Source organism: Paraburkholderia sp. J8-2, from assembly GCF_905220195.1.
GTDB lineage: Bacteria > Pseudomonadota > Gammaproteobacteria > Burkholderiales > Burkholderiaceae > Paraburkholderia.
The window spans coordinates 151,504-171,894 of sequence record NZ_CAJMZA010000016.1 but is presented as its reverse complement, the minus strand read 5'-3'; the positions used below and the strand labels follow the sequence as shown (position 1 = coordinate 171,894).

General features: G+C 63.6%; 21 protein-coding genes and 1 pseudogene. 17 read left to right on the top strand and 5 right to left on the bottom strand.

Annotation, left to right across the window (positions count from 1 at the left end; all coding sequences use genetic code 11):
• Positions 1–257 precede the first annotated feature (257 nt).
• The gene (locus U5A52_RS28305; RefSeq protein ID WP_321937038.1) at positions 258–989 is read left to right on the top strand and encodes a hypothetical protein; all 732 of its coding nucleotides are present in this window, start codon (positions 258–260) and stop codon (positions 987–989) included.
• Between the two features lie 42 nt (positions 990–1,031).
• Here U5A52_RS28305 and U5A52_RS28300 read toward each other — a convergent pair whose 3' ends face one another.
• The gene (locus U5A52_RS28300) at positions 1,032–2,033 is read right to left on the bottom strand and encodes an MvdC/MvdD family ATP grasp protein (RefSeq protein WP_321937036.1); all 1,002 of its coding nucleotides are present in this window, start codon (positions 2,031–2,033) and stop codon (positions 1,032–1,034) included.
• 96 nt (positions 2,034–2,129) lie between these two features.
• Positions 2,130–2,438 carry a microviridin/marinostatin family tricyclic proteinase inhibitor gene (locus U5A52_RS28295; RefSeq protein ID WP_321937034.1) on the bottom strand — a complete coding sequence of 103 codons (309 nt, stop codon included), beginning with the start codon at positions 2,436–2,438 and terminating at the stop codon, positions 2,130–2,132.
• A gap of 297 nt (positions 2,439–2,735) precedes the next feature.
• Here U5A52_RS28295 and U5A52_RS28290 point away from each other — a divergent pair, with 297 nt between their 5' ends.
• From U5A52_RS28290 to U5A52_RS28280, 3 genes are all read left to right on the top strand, one after another.
• Entirely contained in the window at positions 2,736–3,731 is a 996-nt protein-coding gene (locus tag U5A52_RS28290) for an aldo/keto reductase (RefSeq protein ID WP_321913346.1), read from the top strand.
• Positions 3,732–3,951: 220 nt separating this feature from the next.
• Complete coding sequence (locus U5A52_RS28285) at positions 3,952–4,698, top strand: glucose 1-dehydrogenase (RefSeq protein WP_321913345.1); 747 nt, start codon at positions 3,952–3,954, stop codon at positions 4,696–4,698.
• A gap of 128 nt (positions 4,699–4,826) precedes the next feature.
• Entirely contained in the window at positions 4,827–6,134 is a 1,308-nt protein-coding gene (locus tag U5A52_RS28280; protein ID WP_321937033.1) for a chloride channel protein, read from the top strand.
• A 33-nt stretch (positions 6,135–6,167) separates the two neighbouring features.
• Here the strand turns inward: U5A52_RS28280 and U5A52_RS28275 are convergent, their stop codons facing one another.
• Both U5A52_RS28275 and U5A52_RS28270 read right to left on the bottom strand, forming a co-directional pair.
• The gene (locus U5A52_RS28275; protein WP_321913343.1) at positions 6,168–6,809 is read right to left on the bottom strand and encodes a DUF1109 domain-containing protein; all 642 of its coding nucleotides are present in this window, start codon (positions 6,807–6,809) and stop codon (positions 6,168–6,170) included.
• On the bottom strand, positions 6,806–7,351 hold the full coding sequence (locus tag U5A52_RS28270; RefSeq protein WP_321913342.1) for a sigma-70 family RNA polymerase sigma factor: 546 nt from the start codon (positions 7,349–7,351) through the stop codon (positions 6,806–6,808). Before U5A52_RS28270 ends, U5A52_RS28275 begins: the two co-directional genes overlap by 4 nt.
• Positions 7,352–7,769: 418 nt before the next feature.
• Between U5A52_RS28270 and U5A52_RS28265 the strand changes: the two genes are divergently transcribed.
• From U5A52_RS28265 to U5A52_RS28240, 6 genes are all read left to right on the top strand, one after another.
• Complete coding sequence (locus tag U5A52_RS28265) at positions 7,770–8,408, top strand: cytochrome b/b6 domain-containing protein (RefSeq protein ID WP_321937032.1); 639 nt, start codon at positions 7,770–7,772, stop codon at positions 8,406–8,408.
• 56 nt (positions 8,409–8,464) lie between these two features.
• The gene (locus U5A52_RS28260; protein WP_321937030.1) at positions 8,465–9,241 is read left to right on the top strand and encodes a molybdopterin-dependent oxidoreductase; all 777 of its coding nucleotides are present in this window, start codon (positions 8,465–8,467) and stop codon (positions 9,239–9,241) included.
• 91 nt (positions 9,242–9,332) lie between these two features.
• Entirely contained in the window at positions 9,333–9,596 is a 264-nt protein-coding gene (locus U5A52_RS28255) for a pentapeptide MXKDX repeat protein (protein ID WP_321913339.1), read from the top strand.
• Positions 9,597–9,755: 159 nt separating this feature from the next.
• Positions 9,756–10,157, top strand: coding sequence for a hypothetical protein (locus U5A52_RS28250; RefSeq protein ID WP_321913338.1), 402 nt, complete (start codon positions 9,756–9,758; stop codon positions 10,155–10,157).
• 131 nt (positions 10,158–10,288) lie between these two features.
• Positions 10,289–10,666 carry a hypothetical protein gene (locus U5A52_RS28245; protein WP_321913337.1) on the top strand — a complete coding sequence of 126 codons (378 nt, stop codon included), beginning with the start codon at positions 10,289–10,291 and terminating at the stop codon, positions 10,664–10,666.
• Between the two features lie 140 nt (positions 10,667–10,806).
• Complete coding sequence (locus U5A52_RS28240; RefSeq protein WP_321937029.1) at positions 10,807–12,354, top strand: transglycosylase SLT domain-containing protein; 1,548 nt, start codon at positions 10,807–10,809, stop codon at positions 12,352–12,354.
• 7 nt (positions 12,355–12,361) lie between these two features.
• On the opposite strand, the gene U5A52_RS28235 is transcribed toward U5A52_RS28240, so the two are convergent.
• A complete protein-coding gene (locus U5A52_RS28235) occupies positions 12,362–13,300 on the bottom strand; it encodes an alpha/beta hydrolase (RefSeq protein WP_321937027.1) in 939 nt (312 codons plus the stop codon).
• 121 nt (positions 13,301–13,421) lie between these two features.
• Here U5A52_RS28235 and U5A52_RS28230 point away from each other — a divergent pair, with 121 nt between their 5' ends.
• The 7 genes and pseudogenes from U5A52_RS28230 (at position 13,422) to U5A52_RS28200 (ending at position 20,372) form a co-directional block, all read left to right on the top strand.
• Complete coding sequence (locus U5A52_RS28230; RefSeq protein ID WP_321937026.1) at positions 13,422–14,333, top strand: LysR family transcriptional regulator; 912 nt, start codon at positions 13,422–13,424, stop codon at positions 14,331–14,333.
• Between the two features lie 68 nt (positions 14,334–14,401).
• Positions 14,402–14,927: pseudogene (locus U5A52_RS28225) on the top strand (DUF6496 domain-containing protein).
• A gap of 116 nt (positions 14,928–15,043) precedes the next feature.
• Positions 15,044–16,483, top strand: a complete 1,440-nt coding sequence (locus U5A52_RS28220) for a 3-deoxy-D-arabino-heptulosonate 7-phosphate synthase (RefSeq protein WP_321937024.1) — start codon at positions 15,044–15,046, stop codon at positions 16,481–16,483.
• Between the two features lie 222 nt (positions 16,484–16,705).
• On the top strand, positions 16,706–17,791 hold the full coding sequence (locus U5A52_RS28215; RefSeq protein WP_321937022.1) for an ABC transporter substrate-binding protein: 1,086 nt from the start codon (positions 16,706–16,708) through the stop codon (positions 17,789–17,791).
• Complete coding sequence (locus U5A52_RS28210; protein ID WP_415774066.1) at positions 17,788–18,618, top strand: ABC transporter ATP-binding protein; 831 nt, start codon at positions 17,788–17,790, stop codon at positions 18,616–18,618. The genes U5A52_RS28215 and U5A52_RS28210 overlap by 4 nt, the downstream gene beginning before the upstream one ends.
• Positions 18,611–19,489, top strand: coding sequence for an ABC transporter permease (locus U5A52_RS28205; RefSeq protein WP_321913330.1), 879 nt, complete (start codon positions 18,611–18,613; stop codon positions 19,487–19,489). The genes U5A52_RS28210 and U5A52_RS28205 overlap by 8 nt, the downstream gene beginning before the upstream one ends.
• Positions 19,482–20,372: a transporter substrate-binding domain-containing protein gene (locus U5A52_RS28200; RefSeq protein ID WP_321937020.1), complete on the top strand. Its 891-nt coding sequence runs from the start codon at positions 19,482–19,484 to the stop codon at positions 20,370–20,372. The genes U5A52_RS28205 and U5A52_RS28200 overlap by 8 nt, the downstream gene beginning before the upstream one ends.
• Positions 20,373–20,391 lie beyond the last annotated feature (19 nt).

Below are 20,391 nucleotides of genomic sequence, written 5' to 3'. Positions count from 1 at the left end.
CTGCATACCGCCGCGAAAACAAGGAAAGGCCAAAGCACCCAGCCCCACACCCCCTCCTCGCCCCCACCTTCGATTAAAGAAACGCCCCCACAGCGCCGTTAAGCATGCCAGCCCGTGCTCGTCCGACCGGCGCCCCAACCGTTGTCAGAGAATCGAAGAAAAAGATGCAAAACAGAATAGCCCGCCTGCTCGTCGGCACTTCCGTCACATCCGCTGCACTATTGTCCGGTTGCACACAATTCGTACCGGTCAAGGATATGGCCAACGACAAGCCCGGCTATCTCGCGGCGCACTTTGGCGTGGACTCGTTGCCCACGAACGTTCGCGATAAAATGCCCGCGGCGGGTACGCACACGTTGCCCTTCAAGGTCTTGACGGTGCTTGGCAAGGTATCGGGCCACTTCGGCGCAGCGGGAATCGAGCGCGACTTCAAAACCGTGCTGATCAACGCGCAAGATACGGGCATGATCCAGCAGGTGTATGAAAGCTCGGCGAATGGTATTCCCGCAGCCGCAACGTTCAGCCTCTCTTACCTCAACATTTTCAGCCTGAAAGAAGAAACGGCGAACTACGCGCAGACGGCAGCGTTCATTCCTTTCGTCGCGCACGACGCCGACAACGGCGAGTTTGCTTTCAACGCGCCGCAAGAGGATAAAACCTATACGACAACGTTCAAGTACGGCACGACGGTCCAGATCGTCAACTTCCGCGCGCTCACGTGGACCTGTCATTCGAGCCGCTACTATCCGGCTTCGCAGTTCAACACTGCGCTGACCGGCAAAGCGATCGACCTGGACTGCGAACAGACGAAAGATGGCATCGTCCAGAACAAGACGCGTCGAACGTATCTGACTGAATATGGCATCGGTCTGACCCGCTCGGTCGCAACAACCGCCGGAAAACTGGACTGGTCGTATAGCGGCTTCGAGAAGGACGGCCAACAGACGGTCATGCCGCACGGTCAGCCGGCCGTCGAAAAGCCGATTTGAAGCACACACCGTGACGGGGTGCGCGTCGGCGCCGCCCTTCTGTCACACAGCGCCTTTGCCCGAAACGAGCAAGTCGGCAATCGCACCCGAGAGCGGCAATCCCGGGTGCTTTTCCAGCCAGAAGAACTCGCCGACCGGGTTGACTTCCAGAAAACAGTGGCGCCCGTCTGGAGTGAGGATGAAATCCGCGGCGCCGTAGTTGAGGCCCAGCGCATGCATCAGTTTCAGCAGCGCATTCTCGACTTCGGGCGGCAAGCGGTACGACTCCCACGCTTCAATTAGTCCAATGCCGTCGCGACGCCAGTCGACGCTCGTTTTCTCAGACCGTTGGGAATCGATCGAGGCCGTGAACACCCGGTTTCCCACAATCGTGGCCCTGAGTTCCAGCGCCTTGGGCACTTGCTCCTGAAAGATGGCCGGGCAATAACGAAGATCATCGAGATGCTCGAGGTCTTTGTCATGAATCGTGCTGGTGAAGACTACTTTCTGTTCGCCCTGTTCGTAAATGGCAAACGAAGACAGCGTCTTCATGATCATCCCCTGCTTGCATTCGCGTGCGAACCCACGCACGGCTTCTGGCACATTGGTGATCAAGGTGCGCGGAACGGTGAGCCCCACTTCTCTCGCAATCTTGAGCTGAAGCTGCTTGTTTTCCGCGCGGCGCAAACGGTGCACGGGATCGAGATGAAACGCATCGAGACTGGCGATCATGCCGTGCAGCGTGGCGCGCGATTGTTCGATCGCCGCCCGCCTGAGCTGCAAGTCCATCGCTTCAGGGATGCACCGCCCGATAGCGATCCGCCGGTACCACACGGCAGACACCGTATCCAGGTCCAACTCATCGTCCTCACACGCAATCATGTGCCGCTCTTTTTCGCCGCTATATTCGCTGCAATGCCGAATCTCGGTCGGGAAGCGGTCGGTATTGAACCGGTAAGGCACGCCGCCCTGTGCCGCAACAGCATTCATGACAAGCGCAATACTCTCATTGTCGTTGCTGTGGGTGACGATCAGTACCACGGGCCGTGGGTGGCGCTCGGACATGATTGCGCTCCTTGACTGAAGGCATGCGGCGGGATGGCGCCTCGCCGCACGCTCGACTTCGGACCTGGCGTTGCCGCCCGGCAATGAACAGGAATGCTAAATAGGTGCACTTTCGCCGTCCGAGGGATACGCCATCGTCGTCACGGGCGATGACGGCGTGCCGGGCATCGGTCCCATCGGCCCCATCGGCCCCATAGGCCACCCCATGTGCCGCAGCATGCCCAATAGATCGGGCAATTCGCCAACCGGCACGCCTTCCTGGTCGGACGGCGCCGCCATCGTCACGACCGCACCGCCGCGTATGGCCTGCATCTCAGCCGATGTGAGATTTCTGGAGAACTGCCCTTCCAGGAAATGCGAGAAAAACGGTACGGGTTCCTGAGTTTCAATTTTGACGTTAGACATGATGCTTACCTCGCTGGAAGTGTGGGCCATTGGGAACCAATATGGCGGCATAGGCCGCCGCCACTTCCTGCAACCACCGTGCCAGCGAAGCCCGTGGCTCGCTGCGGCGCGTAGCGGCCCGAAGTGGCGGAGAATCGGTGGGGACGCAAAACCGGAACCGTTGGCGCGAAGCCAACGTGAGGGGGCGAAAAGATGGAAATGCGCCAACAGCCCGCTAAACTACCGGCGCAGAGGCGATGCAAACGCTGGCGAGGTCACGTCGCAATCAAATTGGCAAACTACTGGAGGAGCAAATAAATGACGCTTTCGAAGAGAGAATTCGGCCGTACCGGCTGGAAGGTGTCCGAAATCGGATTTGGGGCATGGGCAATCGGCGGCTCGTGGGGCAGCGTTGCCGAAGACGACGCGAGGGCCGCGCTGAACGCCGCGCTCGATAGCGGCGTCACGTTCATCGACACGGCCGACGTCTACGGCGACGGCCGCTCGGAGCGCATCATCCGCGACGTGCTGCGCGAGCGCGGCGGCGAGCGTCCCATCGTGGCCACCAAGCTCGGGCGCCGGCTCGATCCGCATGTGACCAGCGGCTATCTGAACAAACGCGAACTCGAAGGCTTCATCGACCGGAGCCTCTCGAACCTGGGCGTCGACACGCTCGACCTCGTGCAACTGCACTGCCCGCCGACCGAAGTCTATTACCGCCCCGAGGTGTTCGCCGCAATGGACGACTTTGTCGCCGCCGGCAAAATCCGCTTCTACGGCGTTTCGGTCGAAAAGGTGGAAGAAGCGCTGAAGGCGATCGAGTATCCCAACGTGGTTTCGGTGCAGATCATTTACAACATGTTCCGCCAGCGTCCTGCCGACCTGTTTTTCCGGGAAGCGCACAAGAAGAGCGTTGCGGTCATCGCGCGCGTGCCGTTGGCGAGCGGCATGCTCACCGGCAAGCTGTCCGCGGACTCTGTTTTCGCGCCGGACGACCACCGTGCGTTCAATCGTCATGGCGAGGCATTCGATGTGGGCGAAACGTTCTCGGGCGTGCCGTATGACGTCGCCTTGAAAGCGGTCGACGAACTGCGCGGCCTGGTTCCGGTGAACGCCTCCATGGCCCAGCTCGCGCTGCGCTGGATACTCATGGAAGATGCCGTCTCGGTCATCATTCCGGGCAGCAAGAACGCGGCCCAGGCGGCGTCGAATGCCGCGGCGGCGAACCTCGCACCGCTGTCCGATGCCGCCATGCAACGCGCGCGGGACGTTTATGAACGCCTTATCGCGCCGCACGTCCACCAGCGCTGGTAAAGACGCTTGCGGTCGATGCCACCGCAGTTTCGGCGCACGCTGACTCCAGTTTGCGCCGCTTTGCCCCGATTGTTCGGCTGATCCCGCCAGTCAATTCGCGCCCGGCCGCTTTATCGCGGCGGCGCGTATCTTTACATTTGTGCTTGTCGCCGGCCGATTGCTTCGTGCAAGCCAGACGCCGGTTCCTCTAGATGGTGCAACTTACGGTGCGGAGAACATGATGAGCAAACTTGCAGGCAAGGTCGCGGTTGTCACGGGTGCGTCGAAAGGCATCGGCGCCGCTATTGCCAAGGCCCTCGCGGCAGAAGGCGCTTCGGTGGTCGTGAACTACGCGAGCAGCAAGGCGGGCGCGGATACGGTCGTCGCCGCGATTACGGCGGCCGGAGGCCGGGCGGTTGCCGTTGGCGGCGACGTCTCGAAGGCGGCGGACGCGCAAGGCATCATCGGCGCGGCCGTCGAAACCTATGGCCGGCTCGACATCCTCGTCAACAACTCGGGCGTCTACGAGTTCGCGCCGATCGAAGAGTTCACGGAGGCGCAATACCGCAGGCAGTTCGACACGAACGTGCTCGGCGTGCTGCTCACCACGCAGGCGGCCGTGAAGCATCTGGGCGAAGGCGCGAGCATCATCAACGTGAGTTCGGTCGTCACGACGCTCACGCCGCCGACCACGGCTGTCTATAGCGGCACGAAGGGCGCCGTCGATGCAATCACCGGCGTGCTCGCACGCGAACTGGGACCGCGCAAGATCCGCGTGAATGCGATCAATCCCGGCGTGATCGAGACCGAAGGCGCCCACACGGCAGGCGTCATCGGCTCGGAGTTCGAAAGCCTTGCGGTCAGCCAGACGCCGCTCGGACGCGTGGGGCAGCCCGACGATATCGCCACGGCCGTGGTGTTCCTCGCATCGGACGATGCCAAGTGGTTGACGGGCGAACATATCGTCGCCAGCGGGGGCATGCGCTAAGGCATTTTGGTGGGACTGGCAGGCGGTAAAAATCGCGTGCGTGGTAATCTCCCGAAAATCGGTCGTACCGCCCTCGCTGCGGCACGACCGGCAACACTTCAAAAAAGGGAGTTTGGCCAAGCCGTTTCATGCGAGTTTCCGACCTTATCGACAGTCGCACGATCTTGCGCAGCCGGCGGCGTTGGCTGTATTTCGCCGTGTTCTGGCTGGGCGCTATCGCTACGGGGCTCGTTGCGGTCATGTACGCACGGCTCATCGACTTCGGCTACTCGCTCTTCTTGCAGATGACCGCGCATTACCGGTGGCTGCCGCTTCTCGTCACGCCGGCAATCTCCGCGTTCTGTGTCTGGGCCACGCGCCGCTGGTTTGCGGGTTCGGAGGGCAGCGGCATCCCGCAGGTCATTGCTACGTTGCACGACGTGCGCAAATTCGGCCCGCGCCTGCTCACGCTGCGCATCCTGGTCGGCAAGATCGTCCTGTCGTTCCTCGCCATTCTCGGCGGCTTCACGATTGGGCGCGAAGGCCCGACTATCCACGTGGGCGCCGCGCTCATGTACAACCTGCGACGTTTTTATCCGGCGCGTCTGCGCAGCATGTACGGCGTCGGCCTCGAATACAAGCTCGCGCTAGCGGGCGCGGCTGCGGGCCTTTCCGCCGCGTTCAATGCGCCGCTCGCGGGCGTGGTCTTCGCGATCGAGGAACTCACGCGCAGCTTCGAGGCGCGAACGAGCGGCGTGATCATCACGGCAATCATCTTCGCGGGCGTCGTCTCGCTCGCGCTGCAAGGCAATTATGTGTATTTCGGCACGATCGCCATCGCCGGCCATTTGCCCGATCTGCTCGCCGTCGCCGTCATTCTCGTTGGCGTAATTACGGGCGTCGCGGGCGGCGTGTTCTGCTGGCTGCTGCTCAACACCGAACGATGGATGCCCACCCGCTTGCTCGCCCTCCGAAAGGAACAGCCCGTCGCGTTCGGCGCGGTATGCGGTTTGTTCATCGCGGTGCTCGGCGTGGCGAGCGGCGGCAATCTGTTCGGCAGCGGCTACGCGGAAGCGCGCAGCATGCTCGAAGGCCACTCGCAGATCGGCGTGGCTTATCCCGTGCTGAAAATGGCCTCGATGGTGGGCTCGTATTTGCCTGGCACGCCGGGCGGGCTCTTTGCGCCGTCGCTCGCGATCGGCGCGGGCATCGGCAACGTGCTGCACATGCTGTTCGGGCAGATGCAGTTGCCAATGCTGATCGCACTCGGCATGGTCGGCTATCTTGCCGCCGTCACGCAGAGCCCGATCACGGCATTCGTCATCGTCATCGAAATGATCGACGGCCACGCGCTCGTGATCTCGTTGATGGCAACGGCGCTCGTTTCGAGCCAGGTTTCCAGGCTATTCGCGCCGCCGCTATACGAAGCCCTCGCACAACGCTTCCTGAAGCAGTGATGTGCGCCAACTCGCGCTGAGCGGCGCACGCCGTTACCAGCGCAGCAGCCGCGGCCCGAGCCATGCGCCAATGCAGGCGGGCAGCAACATGCCGATCACATACCAGACGCTCCAGAACGCCGGGCTCATCTCCGGACAATGGAGACAATACGCAATGGTTGCGAGCGCGCTCGCAAAGAGCCCGGCCGCGGCGCCCGCCACGCGCAGGCGGGTGGGCGCGAGACCGCGCACGGCCCAGAACACGGCCACGAACGTGGGCACCGAAAGCAGCACGATATTGAACGGGCACGTGCGCCATGTGTGGCCGAGCACGAGCGGCACGCGCTGCGCGGGCGCCGCGTCGCCAAGCGCGAGCCACGCACCCGCCAGCACGGCGACGAATGGCAGCGCCACCAGCGCCCACGCATAGCCGCCGCGCTGACCGGGCCGCCCGAGGCGGCTCACCACGAGCGCGGCAGCGGCCGCGACACACAACGGGAACGCGAGCTTCGCCCAGAAGATCGGCGTGTGCATGACACTCATGAGATCGCGCCGCACGCCGAACACCACGCTCATCAGCACGACCGAGCCTGCAAAACCGAGCAGCAGCGCCTTTGCGAAGCGGCGCAGCGCGGCCTTGCGGTCCACGCGCGTGTCGCCTGCGGCAAGCAGATTGATCAGATCGTCGGTTTTCATCGCGCTCCCCTGATGCGCGCGGCAAGCGCCTTCAGACCGCGATGAATCCCCACCTTGACCGCCGATTCGGAAAGCCCTGTGAGTTTCGCCGTTTCCACGACCGACAGCCCTTCGAGCTTCACGTGGACAATCGGCAGGCGCTGTTTGTCGGGCAACTGGTCGAGCAGTTTGCCGATATCGCGGCGCGCCTGCGCGGGTTCGTCGTCGGGCGCGGCGAAGAGATCGGTGTGATCTTCGAGCGGATCGTTGAGCATGTCGCGGCGTGCGCGCGAGCGGAAAAAGTCCATGAGCTTGTAGCGGGCGATCGCGTGCACCCAGGCCGTGAGCGGTTCGTCAGGGCGCCATGTGTGGCGTGCGTTGTGGACCGCAAGCAGGATCTCCTGCACGAGGTCCTCGACGTCGTCGCGCAACTGCGGAATGCGCCTGCGCAGGTAACCACGCAAATGGCGCGTGAGTTCCTCGAGGAAGTCGCGATACGCTTGCGCGTCGCCTTCCAGGCCGCGGACAAAAAGCGCTTTGAGACGGGTTTCCGCTGAGTGCAAAGGTCGTCCTGGATTGTCGCGACGAAAAGTTGGCGGGCTTGCGGGCATGGCGCTAGCCCGGTCTTGCGACGGCGAACTTTCAAAATGATTACGAACGCTGCCGCACTCGCGCCCGCTCGCGTGAGCGTAGCCGAACGCTTCGCGCGCCGCAACGCCATGCGGGCCGAGGGCGTGCGCGCCGGGCGCCGCCCCCTCCGTCATCGTCCCCCATGTGCTGGTCAAGCCCACCTTGGCTTCTCCCCGTGGCGCGAGCGCGTGCGCCCGTTGCGGGTAATTCGTTCGCCGCGCCGGCCCGGTTACAGCTACAGCGATATATTTCCGGCCGCACCCGGTCGAGCGATTTTTTTCTCGGCGCGCTGTAACCGGCGCGCGCGCCGCGGCGAATTCACTGTCAACTCTGTGCTCACAAGGAATTGCCATGCACACGTCGATCGGTGAAACGCCCGCACTCGAAGCACGCATTCGCCGGCCACGCGCGATCCAGCCGCTCTGGCTACGCGTCTCGCATTGGCTCAACGCGCTCGCGGCACTCGTCATGATGTTCTCCGGCTGGCGCATCTACGATGCGTCGCCCGTGTTTGCGGGATTCGTCATTCCCACGTCGATCACGCTAGGCGGCTGGCTCGGCGGCGCGCTGCAATGGCATTTCGCGGCGATGTGGCTGCTGTTTTTCAACGGGCTCTTCTATCTCGGCATGAATCTCGCCACCGGCCGCTGGCGCACGAAGTTCTTCCCGCTGAGCGCGCGCGCCGTATTCCACGATCTGCGCGCCGCGCTCTCGGGCCGGCTTTCTCACGCTGACCTGAGCCAGTACAACGCCGTGCAGAAACTCGCCTACCTCGTCGCGATCGCCGATCTCGTCGTGCTCGTGCTTTCGGGCCTTGCGATCTGGAAGTCGGTGCAGTTTCCGCTGCTGCGCGAATTGATGGGAGGTTACGACCGTGCGCGCGTGGTGCACTTTTGCGCGATGGCGTTGCTCGCGGCGTTCGTGCTCGTTCACGTGGCGATGGTCGCACTCGTGCCGCGCTCGTTGCTCACCATGCTGCGCGGACGCTGAACGCGCGGCCTGCAGAAACGAGAGATATCAACCCTATCAGTTGATCAGGATTCCAGATGAAAACGCCAGACCGCAAGATTATCGAACTCGACCGCGCAGCGATTCTCGCCGACGCACGGCGCGAACTCGACATGCCGTCACGGCGCCTGTTCGGCAAGCGCATGCTCACGCTCGGCGGTCTTTCGCTGCTGACTGGCTGCACGATCACCGACGACGCCTCGGTCAACACATTCCTCACCGCCGTTTCGCGGCTCAACGACCGCGTGCAGGGGTGGCTGTTCGACCCTACCCGGCTCGCGCCCACGTACACCGAAGCCCAGATCACGCGGCCGTTCCCGTTCAATGCGTTCTATAGCGAAAGCGAGGCGCCCATTGTCGATGGCGGCGACTACCGGCTCAAGATCAGCGGGCTCGTCAAGGGCCAGCGCGTCTGGACGCTGCCCGAGTTGTATGCGCTGCCGCACGCCGAACAGATCACGCGGCATATCTGCGTTGAAGGCTGGAGCGCAATAGGCCGTTGGGGCGGCACGCCGTTCGCCGATTTCCTGCGGCGCGTCGACGCCGATCTCACCGCGAAATACGTGGGCTTTCGTTGCGCCGACAGCTACTACGAAAGCATCGACATGCCGACGGCGCTGCATCCGCAAACCTTGCTCACGTTCGACTACGACGGCGAGCGGCTGCCCGCGAAATACGGCTACCCGATGAAGCTGCGCATGCCAACGAAGCTTGGCTACAAGAACCCCAAGCACATCGTTGAAATTTTCGTCACGAACACCTATCCAGGCGGCTACTGGGTCGACCAGGGCTACAACTGGTTCGGCGGTTCGTGACATCTTCCTGCCGCCGCTCGCGCGACGGTTCCGCTTCACTTCCGCCCAAAAATGGGCAACGGCTTTTTCCACCCAGCAAGGAGCAACGCAAATGAACACGATCCGTTTCGCAGCCATCGCCATCTCGGCCGCCCTGTTGAGCATGAGTGCAGGCGCATTCGCACAGGCAAGCGGCGCGATGTCGAACGACGCCATGTCGCAAGACTCGATGCACAAGGACACCATGGGCAAAGGCGCCATGTCAAAGGACACAATGGGCAAGGGCGATGCGATGAGCAAAGATAAAATGAGCAAGCCCATGAAAAACGACGCCATGGGCATGGATCATCCGGCGTCGGGCGCCATGGCGCATTGAACCCTCGCATTGCACCCTGGCAGTGCGCTCCCGGCGTGGCCCGCGCCAGGAGCGCAACGCGCGCGTGGCCATTGTGCGCTCGCGATATATGATCTCAGTGGGGGCCACCGAGGTGGGGCCGCCCAGGTGGGGCCGCCCACCCCGCGCCGGGAGCACGTCATGGGAAGCGAATGGCAACACCGCTTGAAACTGTTTATCCAGCGCTTCTGGCAGCCAACCAGCGCCTGCATGACCTGCATGCCGGGGAGCTGGGGCAACATCATGAGCCTTGCCCATTGGACCATCGCATTCAAGACGGGCCTCTTCACCGGCGCGCTGGCCGTGCTGCTCACCTTCACGCCGGCGACGAAGTGGTACGCGAATCGCTATGGCAACGCGCTGCTGGTTGGCTGCCTGACCGTGCTAGGCGACGCCTACGCTCACACGAGTCACTATCGGGTTCATGTACTCGAACACATCGCGACGGGGATCGTGTCCGGCCTGTTTGCGCTCGCGGCCTCCTGGCTCTTCGACAACCGGGCGCACCGCATACGAACGCTGTGGGCACGCTTGACCGGGTAATTCACCGGGCAAAGCAGGCGCATGCGCTTGCGGCCAGCACCGCATCCCTAGGCCTTAGGTCCGATTGACTGGGCATCCACACGTGGCACCCTTCGACAAAGCCATTCTTCGGCTCATAACAGGGGAACCCGATGCGCGCCTGCCGATATGTGGTCCTTTGCGCTTTGCCATTCCTGATCGTTGGCTGCAACACGCCGCCGATCCCGCCGGGTAAGGCGGTTGATATCCCGACCGCACTCGAGCAGGTTCTCACGGGCCTGTGTAATTTCAAGAAAGAACAAGCCGACCGGAAGCAGGATATGGGCGTCACCATCGACACGGTCACCGTGGAACTCGACCTGACCGTTGACGGAGCAAGGAATCCTCCCGTGGCGGTCGCGCCGGATGTCCAGTTCATTCCCACGGTGAGCTACGGGGGAATCGTCACGGCGACCCGGGGCAGCCGGCTTACGCTTACCCTGAAAAACACCGGTAGCCACGGCGGCTGCGACATGACACCGGCGAAGTAGCGACGATTCTCGCGCGCCGCTACCGGGCGCCCGAGCGGCGCCGAAAAGCCGCCTCCAGAGGTCTATAGGACTATCGGCCCATATCCAGCCCATGCGGTTGTGACATGATGGGAACGAGCGGAGCACCCGGCCCTGGCGCCATGCGTATTGTTCATACGTTGCTGATCATCCTGGCTTTCGGGATGAGTTTTGCCGGCCGCGGGGCAGATTGTCTCGCGGCCCAGGAAACGCCTGCGCAAGCCGTTGCATCACAAGCCGCGACAGCGGCGCCAGCCAGCGCGCCATCGCCGCCTACGGCAGCTGCTGCCGCCGCGACCCGCCACCTCAACCTCGCGAACCAGCCCAGGTTCGGCGATTTCGACGCGATGCTCGACCGCCGGCTGATCCGCGTACTGGTGCCGTACAGCAGGACACTCTATTTCAACGAACTCGGTCATGAGCGCGGGCTGACCGCCGGACTCATGCGCGACTTCGAGGGCTATCTGAACAAGAAGTATCAGAGCAGCCTCGGCAAACGCCCATTGACGCTCGTGATCATCCCCACGACGCGCGAGCAGCTTATTCCGGGTCTCCTCGCCGGCAAGGGCGACATCGCCGCAGGCAATCTGACCGCCACGCAATCGCGGCTGAAGCAGGTCGACTTCGTCGCGCCGCGAGACCGCACGCCGGTTCGCGAGCTGGTCGTCACCGGTCCCAAGTCGCCCGCGCTCGCCAAACTCGACGACTTGAGCGGCAAGACCGTGCATGTGCGCCCGAGCAGCAGCTACTTCGAAAGTCTCACCGCCCTGAACGCGCGCTTCAAAAAAGAAGGCAAGCCGCCGATGAAGCTGGTGAAGCTGCCCGACGCGCTCGAGGACGAGGACGCCATGGAAATGCTCAACGTCGGGCTGGTCCAGATTCTCGTGGTCGACGACTGGAAGGCGAAATTCTGGGCGCAGGTGCTGCCAGGCATCGTGGTGCACGAGGACATGGCCGTGCGCGATGCCAGCTATATCGGCTGGGCGATTCGCAAGCAGAGCCCCAAGCTCCAGCAGGCCATCAACGACTTCTACGTGAGCTACGTGAAAAAGCAGAGCGTGGCGGAAGTGCGGCTGAAGCAGGAGCTACAGCGCGTCAAGCAGATCACCAGCAATACCGAGGAAGCGGAACTGAAGCGTTTCACGCAAACGGTCGGCCTCTTCCAAAAGTACGGTTCGCAATATCACTTCGATCCATTGATGCTTGCCGCGCAGGGCTTCCAGGAATCACAGCTCGACCAGAGCGCCCGCAGTCACGTTGGCGCGATCGGCATCATGCAGCTCATGCCGGCAACCGGCAAGGAACTGGCCGTCGGCGACATCCGTGTGACGGAATCGAACATCCATGCCGGTGCGAAATACCTGGACCTCCTGATGTCCCGCTATTTCCCCGACGCGCATTTTTCCGACTCGGACCGCGCCCTCTTCGCCTTCGCGAGCTACAACGCGGGTCCGGCGAGGATCGCGAAGATGCGCAAGGAAGCGGCCGCTCGAGGACTCTCTCCCGACAAGTGGTTCAACAACGTCGAGATCGTGGTTGGCGAGAAGATCGGGATCGAGACGACCACTTACGTGCGCAACATCTACAAGTACTACGCCGCCTACCGGCTCGTTCAAGAAGCGCAGGCACAGCGCGAGCGCGCCATCGGGCAGGTGCGCAAGCAGGGTTGAGGCATGGCTATGCCTCAAGCGTCCAGTTGCGCGAGATGAATCCCGCAACCTGATCCAACGCGTAGCGCGCGCTCGCCAGCTCATGGGTGGAGCGCTGGAACACGTGGTGCAGGCCTTCGTAGACTTCCAGCTGCACCGTGTTGCCCTGCTCCGCCGCAGCCGCTGCATAACGCCGTGCGTCGTCGAGCAGGAGTTCGTCCGTGCCCACCTGGAGCGCGATGGGCGGCAGGCGCCCGGCGATGGCATGCAGCGGCGACGCGCGCCCATCCGCGGGATCGGCGGCGCCGAGATACGCCGCGGCGGCATTGGCGAGCACGGGGCGCGTCAAGACCGGGTCGTGGGTCGTTTCGCTGTGGAACGACGGCCCCGTGAACGCAAGATCGACCCACGGCGAGAAAGCGGCCACGCTCGCGATGCTCACTGCCGGCCGCTCCGCTACGCCCAGAACCGCAAGCGCCAGGCCACCGCCTGCAGAATCGCCGATCAGGGCGACCTCGCGTATGCCGCCTTTCGCCAGCCATCGCAGCGCGGCCAGGACGGCGTCGTGCGCCGCGGGAAACGGATGCTCTGGCGCGAGCGGATAGTCGAGAACGAAAGTATCCACGCCGGCGCGCGCTGCGATCTGACTCGCAAAGCCGCGATAGCCCGTTGCCGACCCGAGCACGAAAGCACCGCCGTGCAGGAACAGGATCGCGCGGTGGGCAGGCGCGCTGCGTGGCCGAATCCACCACCCCTTGACATCCGCATTCTCGATGCTTTCCAGGCTCGCGCCCTCCGCCACCGGCGTGTGCGCGGTCATGGCGTCGTACGCCTCGCGCATCGTTCCGTTGAATTCTTCAAAGTGGCGTTGCATGCGCGCGATCGCGGCCCTCGCGGCGTCGCGGTCGTCGTCGCTCAAGCGGTGCCGCATTTCGATCAGGTTTGCGCGTTCTCCAATGCTCATCATGGCTCCTTCGTTGCGTGAATGCGTTCTCGATGGGCATGACGATATCGATTCCGATCGAGACATAGAAGAAGGTCAATTGGAATAGAATCCATTCCAATCAGGAAGTTTTGGGGAGGAAGAGATGGACCGGCTCGACGCGCTCAAACTGTTCATCCGCATCGTCGAAAGCGGGAGTTTCGCGGCGGCGGCGCGCGACATCGGCGTGGGCCAGCCGGCAGTCAGCAAGCAGATCGCCTCGCTAGAGCGCCATCTCGGCGCGCAACTGGTCAGGCGCACGTCGCGCAGCATGACGCTGACCGAAACCGGGCAGTCGGTCTATGAAGCGGGCTTGCGCATCATTGGCGACTTCAGCGAGCTGGAGTCTTCGGTCGGGCACGGCCAGATGTCGCCGAGCGGGCTGATTCGCGTGACCGTGCCGCCCGTTTTTGGCCGGCTGTATGTCGTGCCGCGCCTGCCGGTGTTTTTCTCCCGATATCCGCAGATGCAGGTGGACCTTTCCGCAACGGAGCGAAACGTTAATCTCGTCGAGGAAGGCTTCGACCTTTCGATCAAAAGCGGACCGCTCGCCGACTCCTCAATGATTTCGAGGCATCTGGCGTCGAGTCCGGTGGTTGTCGTCGCGACGCCCGAATACCTCGACAAGCATGGGCGGCCCGAGTGGCCGCAAGATATCGAGCGGCATACGTGTGTCGTTTTCGCGCCCATGCGCGAGCCGCGAGCATGGCGCTTCGGGAACGTCGAAGGGCCGGGCCTGTATGTTCCGTCCGGCAATTTCCGCACTGGCGACGCGGAACAGATCCGCGCTGCTGTGCTGGCCCATATGGGGTTGGTGCAGGCGCCGGCGTGGCTCTTCGCAGCGGAGATGGCGAGCGGCGCCGTCGTCAGTGTGCTGGAGGATTTCGCGCCGCCGCCGCTGCCCGTGCACGGCCTGCATCCCTCAGGCAGGCGGCTGCCGACCAAGACCCGCGTGTTTCTCGACTTCGTTGCCGAAACACTCGCGGCTGATCCGCGCCCGGCTTTTGTGCCGGTCTGATGGTTTGCCGCGCATGCGCGGAACGGCACTTGCTGGAACGAGTGAGTCACTCATTCAGGAGAGCCAAAATGCCCGAGAAGAAAACGATAGAGCGCGCGCGCAGACAAGCGCGCGGGAAAATCCGCAAGCACCCAGGCCGGCGAGTTTGTGAAAGAGGAATTTGAGCGCGTGCGCGCGGGCAAGCATGGCGTGCGCTCCGCGAAGCAGGCCGTGGCGATCGGCCTTTCCAAGGCGCGCCGCGCCGGGGTCGACCTGAAGCCGCCGCCGAAGGGCAAGGCCAGCGAAGCAACGCGCAAGAAGGCCGCGCAGGATCTCGCGGCAGGCCGCGGCGAGAAAAAGACTGGCGCTAGCACGGAATCGAAGGCCAAACGTTCGCGCACGGCGACGGAAGTGCTCAAGCGCGAGAGCCAGGCTGGGGCATCGCCGCTGGCTATGTCGAAGCAGGCGAAGACCGCGGCGGCGCGCCGCCCTGCCGCAAGCCGATCGGCGGCTGCGAAGAAGGCTGCACAGACCAAGGGCGCAGCGGGCCGTTCCGCCGCGGCAAAAAAGGCGGCGAAGACACGCGCCGCACGAGCGCAGCAAACACGCCACTAGCGCGACGCCAACGCGGTTCAGGCGGCGAGGCGAACCTTGCCGCCGGGCGCCGCTCGCCCGCGGGGTTATGAGACTATGTGGCTCATCGTCCCCCACACGCAGGCTGCAAACCGCCGATGTCCTCTTCCACGCCTCTGCTCGAAAACATCCTGCGCGACATCCCCCGTCGTTATCGCTTGCCGCAAGAAACCGCGGCTTCACAGCAGCAGTCTGGAAGCGCCAATCCGGCCACGGCGGTCGCACTCGTCATTGAAAAAGCACGTGAGGCCCTGGTGCATGGCAGCGCACCGGGCGCGACGCTGCAGCAACGCTTTATCGACGCACTCGCGGCCATGATCACCGAAGCCATGCACGCCGACTCCGGCGACCGCGCATTCCAGGCGCTGGTTCTGCGGCACCGCGCCCCCCAGGTGCGCGAGTTTGCGTCGCTTTCGGCACAGGCCGACCAGGACCGCAGGCAGATCCATACCGCCGTCAACGCGATCGCGCATCCGGCCAAGCAGCAGCGTGCCCCGCAACCCTGGCAGCGCGAAGCACTCGCGCAGTTGCATGCGTCCGCGTCTTCCGCGCACCATCAGGCGAATTACGCCGGGCTTCACGATACGGTGCGAGCCCTCCTCGCCGTGCCGGAGCTTGCGGCGAAGGACGCGGATTTCGAGCACGCACTGGCTGATCTGCTGGACAGCGCGGCACTCGCGCGCCTGTGCCGGCTCGAAGCCCTGACGCCCGACCCACTCGTCCAGCAGTACGTATCATTGCTCGATGCGTACGGTCCACGGCCGGGTACGCCGGCAGCCGTCGCGCAAGGCCGTGCATCGCAGCAGCGCGGCGCTGCTGTCGAAGCGCTGGCCGTACAGGCGCTCGAAGCACTGGCTCAATGGCTCAACGCAGCGCAGGAGGACCCGCAGGCGTACCGTATCGTGAGTTCGATGCGCGTTCCGTCTTCGATACCGGGCAAGCACGAGCGCGCAAAAACCGAATGGGACGTGGTTCTCCTGGAGAGGCCCCATGCGCAGGCCCTCGATGCAGAACCGGTATGGCACGTGCGTCTGCTCGTCGAAGCGAAGGCATCTGTTGAGTCCGCGACGACTGACCTGCCGCGGCTCATGCGCGGTTTGCGACTACTCGCTCACGCCGAGGAGAACGTCGTGTATGCGTTCGAGACGCAGCAGGGCCCTGTGCAGCTGGACGGCGTATCGCTACGCGCGCTTGGCACCGAAGAGTCCGGCTTGATGAAAGCCATTCTTTACTGCTGCGACGCACCTGCCGAAAACGCCCCGCGAATGCTCAATGCCGCGAGCCGCATGCAGCTTCTCTCCACGCAGGCGAGCGTTGAATTCGCCAGTGCCCTGTGGGACGGGCGAGATGCAGATCCGCAAATACTGGATGCTGTCTGGCATGAACTGACGCAATCCCCCCGCTGGCATGCCGTGCTTCACCAATACGCGACGCTGCGCCTCGTGCGCGAATTGATGGTGCACCCCGAAGACATGATGGCAACGATTCGCGACACGGCGGGGTGTCAGCAATACGCGACGAACGACCGGCCTTGTTGAGCGCGCGCCCATTGCGCTCGCATTCGATTCACACGGCGCGCGCAGGGTTGCAGCAGTAGCGGATATTTAGGCGTACCAGCAGAAATAGTCAATTGACGCATTGCCGAGATGAACAACTAAGCAAATCAGAATTCGTTGGTTTGCCAGAAATCGTTGCAGATCGACAATCACCCGGCATCGTCAATTCACTTACCTACCCTGCTCGTTGCCGAGCCTGCGAACATGAAGGCGTTCTCCTCGAATATCCGTCGGCGCTCCACCGGCACCCTCCTGCTTGCCGCGTGCGCTGCCGCCGTCCTGATTCTCCAGAGCGGCTGCAAGCCGCATGAAGATCAGCCGCAAAGCGCGGCCGCGCCGCAAAGCCAGGCGTCGGCGCAGCAGGAAATCACCTATTTCAAGTATCCCGACAATCCCGCGTTCGACCTCGTCTATCTCGCCGACAAGCTCGGCTATTTCGACCACACGAGCACGCGGCCCAAATATGTCGGCAAGATTTCCGCGCCGCAGATCATTCCGCTCGTAGGCACCGGCGATATCGATTTCGGCACGCGCATGGTGCCGCTCGTGATCTCCGCCATTGCCAGCGGTGCCGATATCAAGGTCATTTCCGCAGGCGGCGAGACGCTGCCCGACGCGCCGCACATGAAGTATTTCGTGCGCAAGGATTCGGGCATTCTCGGGCCGAAGGACTTTGAAGGGAAAACGGTGGCGTTCAACAGCTTCGGCGCGTGCGCGGAGTTCGTCACCAAGAAGTATCTGGCGCAGCACGGCGTGGATGTCTCGAAGGTCAACTGGCTCGTCGTGCCCGACAATCAGTCCGAGCAGGCGCTCGTCACAAAGAACGTGGACGTCGCGATCATTCATCCGCCCTTTTCCGGCTCGGCCGAAGCCGATCCGCAGCTGCACAAGCTGTGGAGCGACTGGGACGAAGACCACGGTCTTGGCGGCATGGCGCCCTATAGCGTAAACGGCGCGTTTGCGCGCGCCCACCCGCAGGCAGTGCGCGACTTCGTCACGGCCATCGCGAAGGCGGGCAACTGGGTCAACGCGCATCCCGACGAAGCGCGCAAGCTCACGGCCGAGCGGCTTGGCATCGACGTCCGGCTCGTTGAGCGCTATGCCTACGTGCAGAATCTCGTGGTCACCGAGCCGCCTATCCAGTACTACATCGACATTCTCGAACAGGCCGGCAAGATTCCGAAGGGCAAGGTCAACGTCAAGGATGTCTACACGAACGACTTCAATCCCTTCGTGAAGCACGAGGCGCAAGCCAGCGTGACGGCTTTGCCGAACGGAACACGCTCGTGAGCACGGCAACTGCACGACGCGAGAAGATCGTCGCGCGCGACCTCTCGCTCACGTATACCCACGCGCAAACGGACACGCACCATACGGTGCTCAAGCGTTTCGATCTCGCCGTGCGCGAAGGCGAATTCATTTCGCTGCTGGGCCCAAGCGGGTGCGGCAAGTCGACGTTCCTGAACGTGCTCGCGGGCCTCACGCCGCCCACCTCGGGCGACATTCGCGTGGACGGCGACCCCGTGAGCGCCGTGCGGCAAAAACTCGGCTTCGTGTTTCAGGGCTATGCGCTCTTTCCGTGGCGCACCGTGCGCAGGAACGTGGAGGCCGGGCTCGAAGTTCGCGGCATGAAGCGCGCCGCGCGACGCAGCGAGGCCGAGCGCTTTTTGCGCCTCGTGGGCCTGCTGGAATTTGCGGATCACTATCCGCACCAGCTTTCCGGCGGCATGCGCCAGCGCGTGGCCATTGCACGCGCGCTCGCTTACGGCCCCGAGATTCTGCTCATGGACGAACCGTTCGGCGCACTCGACGCGCAAACGCGCGAATTGCTTCAGCAGGAATTGCTGGCGATCTGGGAGCAAAGCGCGACAACGGTCGTGTTCGTCACGCACAGCATCGACGAAGCGATCTTTCTCTCCGATCGCATCGCCGTACTCGGCCGTGGCCCCGGCCGCGTGAAAGAGATCATCGAGGTCGATCTGCCGCGCCCGCGCGACGCCGCGCTGCGCCACTCGCCAGCATTCGTCGCGTTGCGGCAGCGCGCATGGGAAAGCCTCAGCACAGAGCTCGACGCAAAGCCGCAACCCCACGCACTACCGGAAGCTCACCATGTCTAACGCGATGTCCGATTCGATGCCTGACGCCGGCGCGGTCCGCGAATCGCCCGTGCTGGTGCCCGTGCCACGCGGCGCACGGCGCGGGCGCGTTCGCTCGTCCATCGTGCACCTTTCCGTGGGTGTCGAGCGCTCCATTGCGCTCGTTGCCTTCCTGCTGTTATGGGAGCTGCTGCCGCGGCTCGGCGTGGTCAATGCGGCTTACCTGAGCCCGCCTTCGCAGGTCGCGCTCGCCATCGCGCGATTGTTCGAAAACGGCGATGCGTGGACGCATATCGGCGCAAGCGCCGTGCGTTCCATTAGCGGTTTGCTGCTCGCCGTGGCCGGCGGCATTGTGTGCGGCTTCCTGCTGGGATGGTTCCGGCGCGTCGAGCGCGTTGTCGACCCCGTCTTTCAACTGCTGCGGCAAGTGTCGGCCTTCGCGCTCTTTCCCGTATTCATGCTGTTTCTCGGCATTGGCGAATCGTCGAAGATCGCCATTGTCGTGTGGGCCGCGTTCTGGCCGGTCCTGCTCAATACCATTGCGGGCGTGAAGCAGGTCGAGCGCGTGCTGATCGACTGCGCGCGCTCGATGGGCGCTTCACAACGCTTCATCGCGACGAAGGTGGTGCTGCCTGCCGCGCTGCCACAGATCCTCACGGGCGTACGCCTCGCGGGCGCGTACAGCATTACCGCGCTGGTGGCGGCGGAGATGATCGGCGCGCGTTCGGGGCTCGGCTTCTATACGCTCAATTCGCAGGAGACGTTTCAGATTCCCGACATGTACGCGGGCATCGTGCTGCTCGCCATATTTGGACTGCTGATCAATCAGAGTCTGTCGATACTGGAGCGGCAACTGCTGCGCTGGCGCGTCGGGCTCGCGCAGAATGGCTAGGCACGCACCGCTCGCCGCCACGCCAGTTCCGCGGCGCTTGCGCTGGCCAGCCACCACGTTGGCGGCTGCGCTCACCTTGCTCGCGCTGCTCGCGTGGGCGCTGAAGAACGATTTTCCACGCAGCCTGCTCGACAACGAGCGCCCGTTTGCCGCTGCGGCAGCGCGCGGCGTGCTGATCGTGGCGGTGCCGCCGCGACCCGCGCCTACACTTTACGTCGGCCGAGTCGACCGCACAGTGCGCGCGCCCGATCCGTTCGCGGCCGCGCTTGCTTCCGACCTCGCCCGCCGCGTGGGCCTGCCCGTGCAATTCGTGCTGACCGAACCGGCCGCCGCGCGCGCCGCCGTGCAGTCGGGCAACGCCGATGCCGCCATCGTAGGCTTAAGCTTCTCGCCCGACGCGCAGGTGGCATTCGCACCGTCTTCGTACACGAGCGGACTTGGCATGGCACTCGTTCTGAAACACGGCAATGTGCGGGCATGGCGCGACCTGCGCGGCCGCGCGATTTGCGCGCCGCAAGGCAATCCGTATGCCGCGCGCGTGGCGCGTGAGTACCACGCAACTGTGCACGGTTTCGACCGGCCACTCGATGCCCTGCTGGCATTCCAGGCAGGCGACTGCGCCGCACTGGTCGACGACGAGTTCGTCATCGAAGCGCTGCTCAAACAGGCAGACTGGTCCTACTACCGCCCGCTGCCCGGAACGATTGCCGCGCAGGCGGCGTTCATCGCGACGCGCGCGGGCGATGCGGCAAGCGCTGTCTTTATCGGCGACACAGTAGCGCAATGGCGCCGTAGCCGCTGGCTCGCGACCGTGCGCAAGGATCAGGCAATCAGCCTCGCATTCGACATGTTCAATGCCGAAAACGACTTGTATTGCCACTAGCCGTCGCCATCCGTCACTA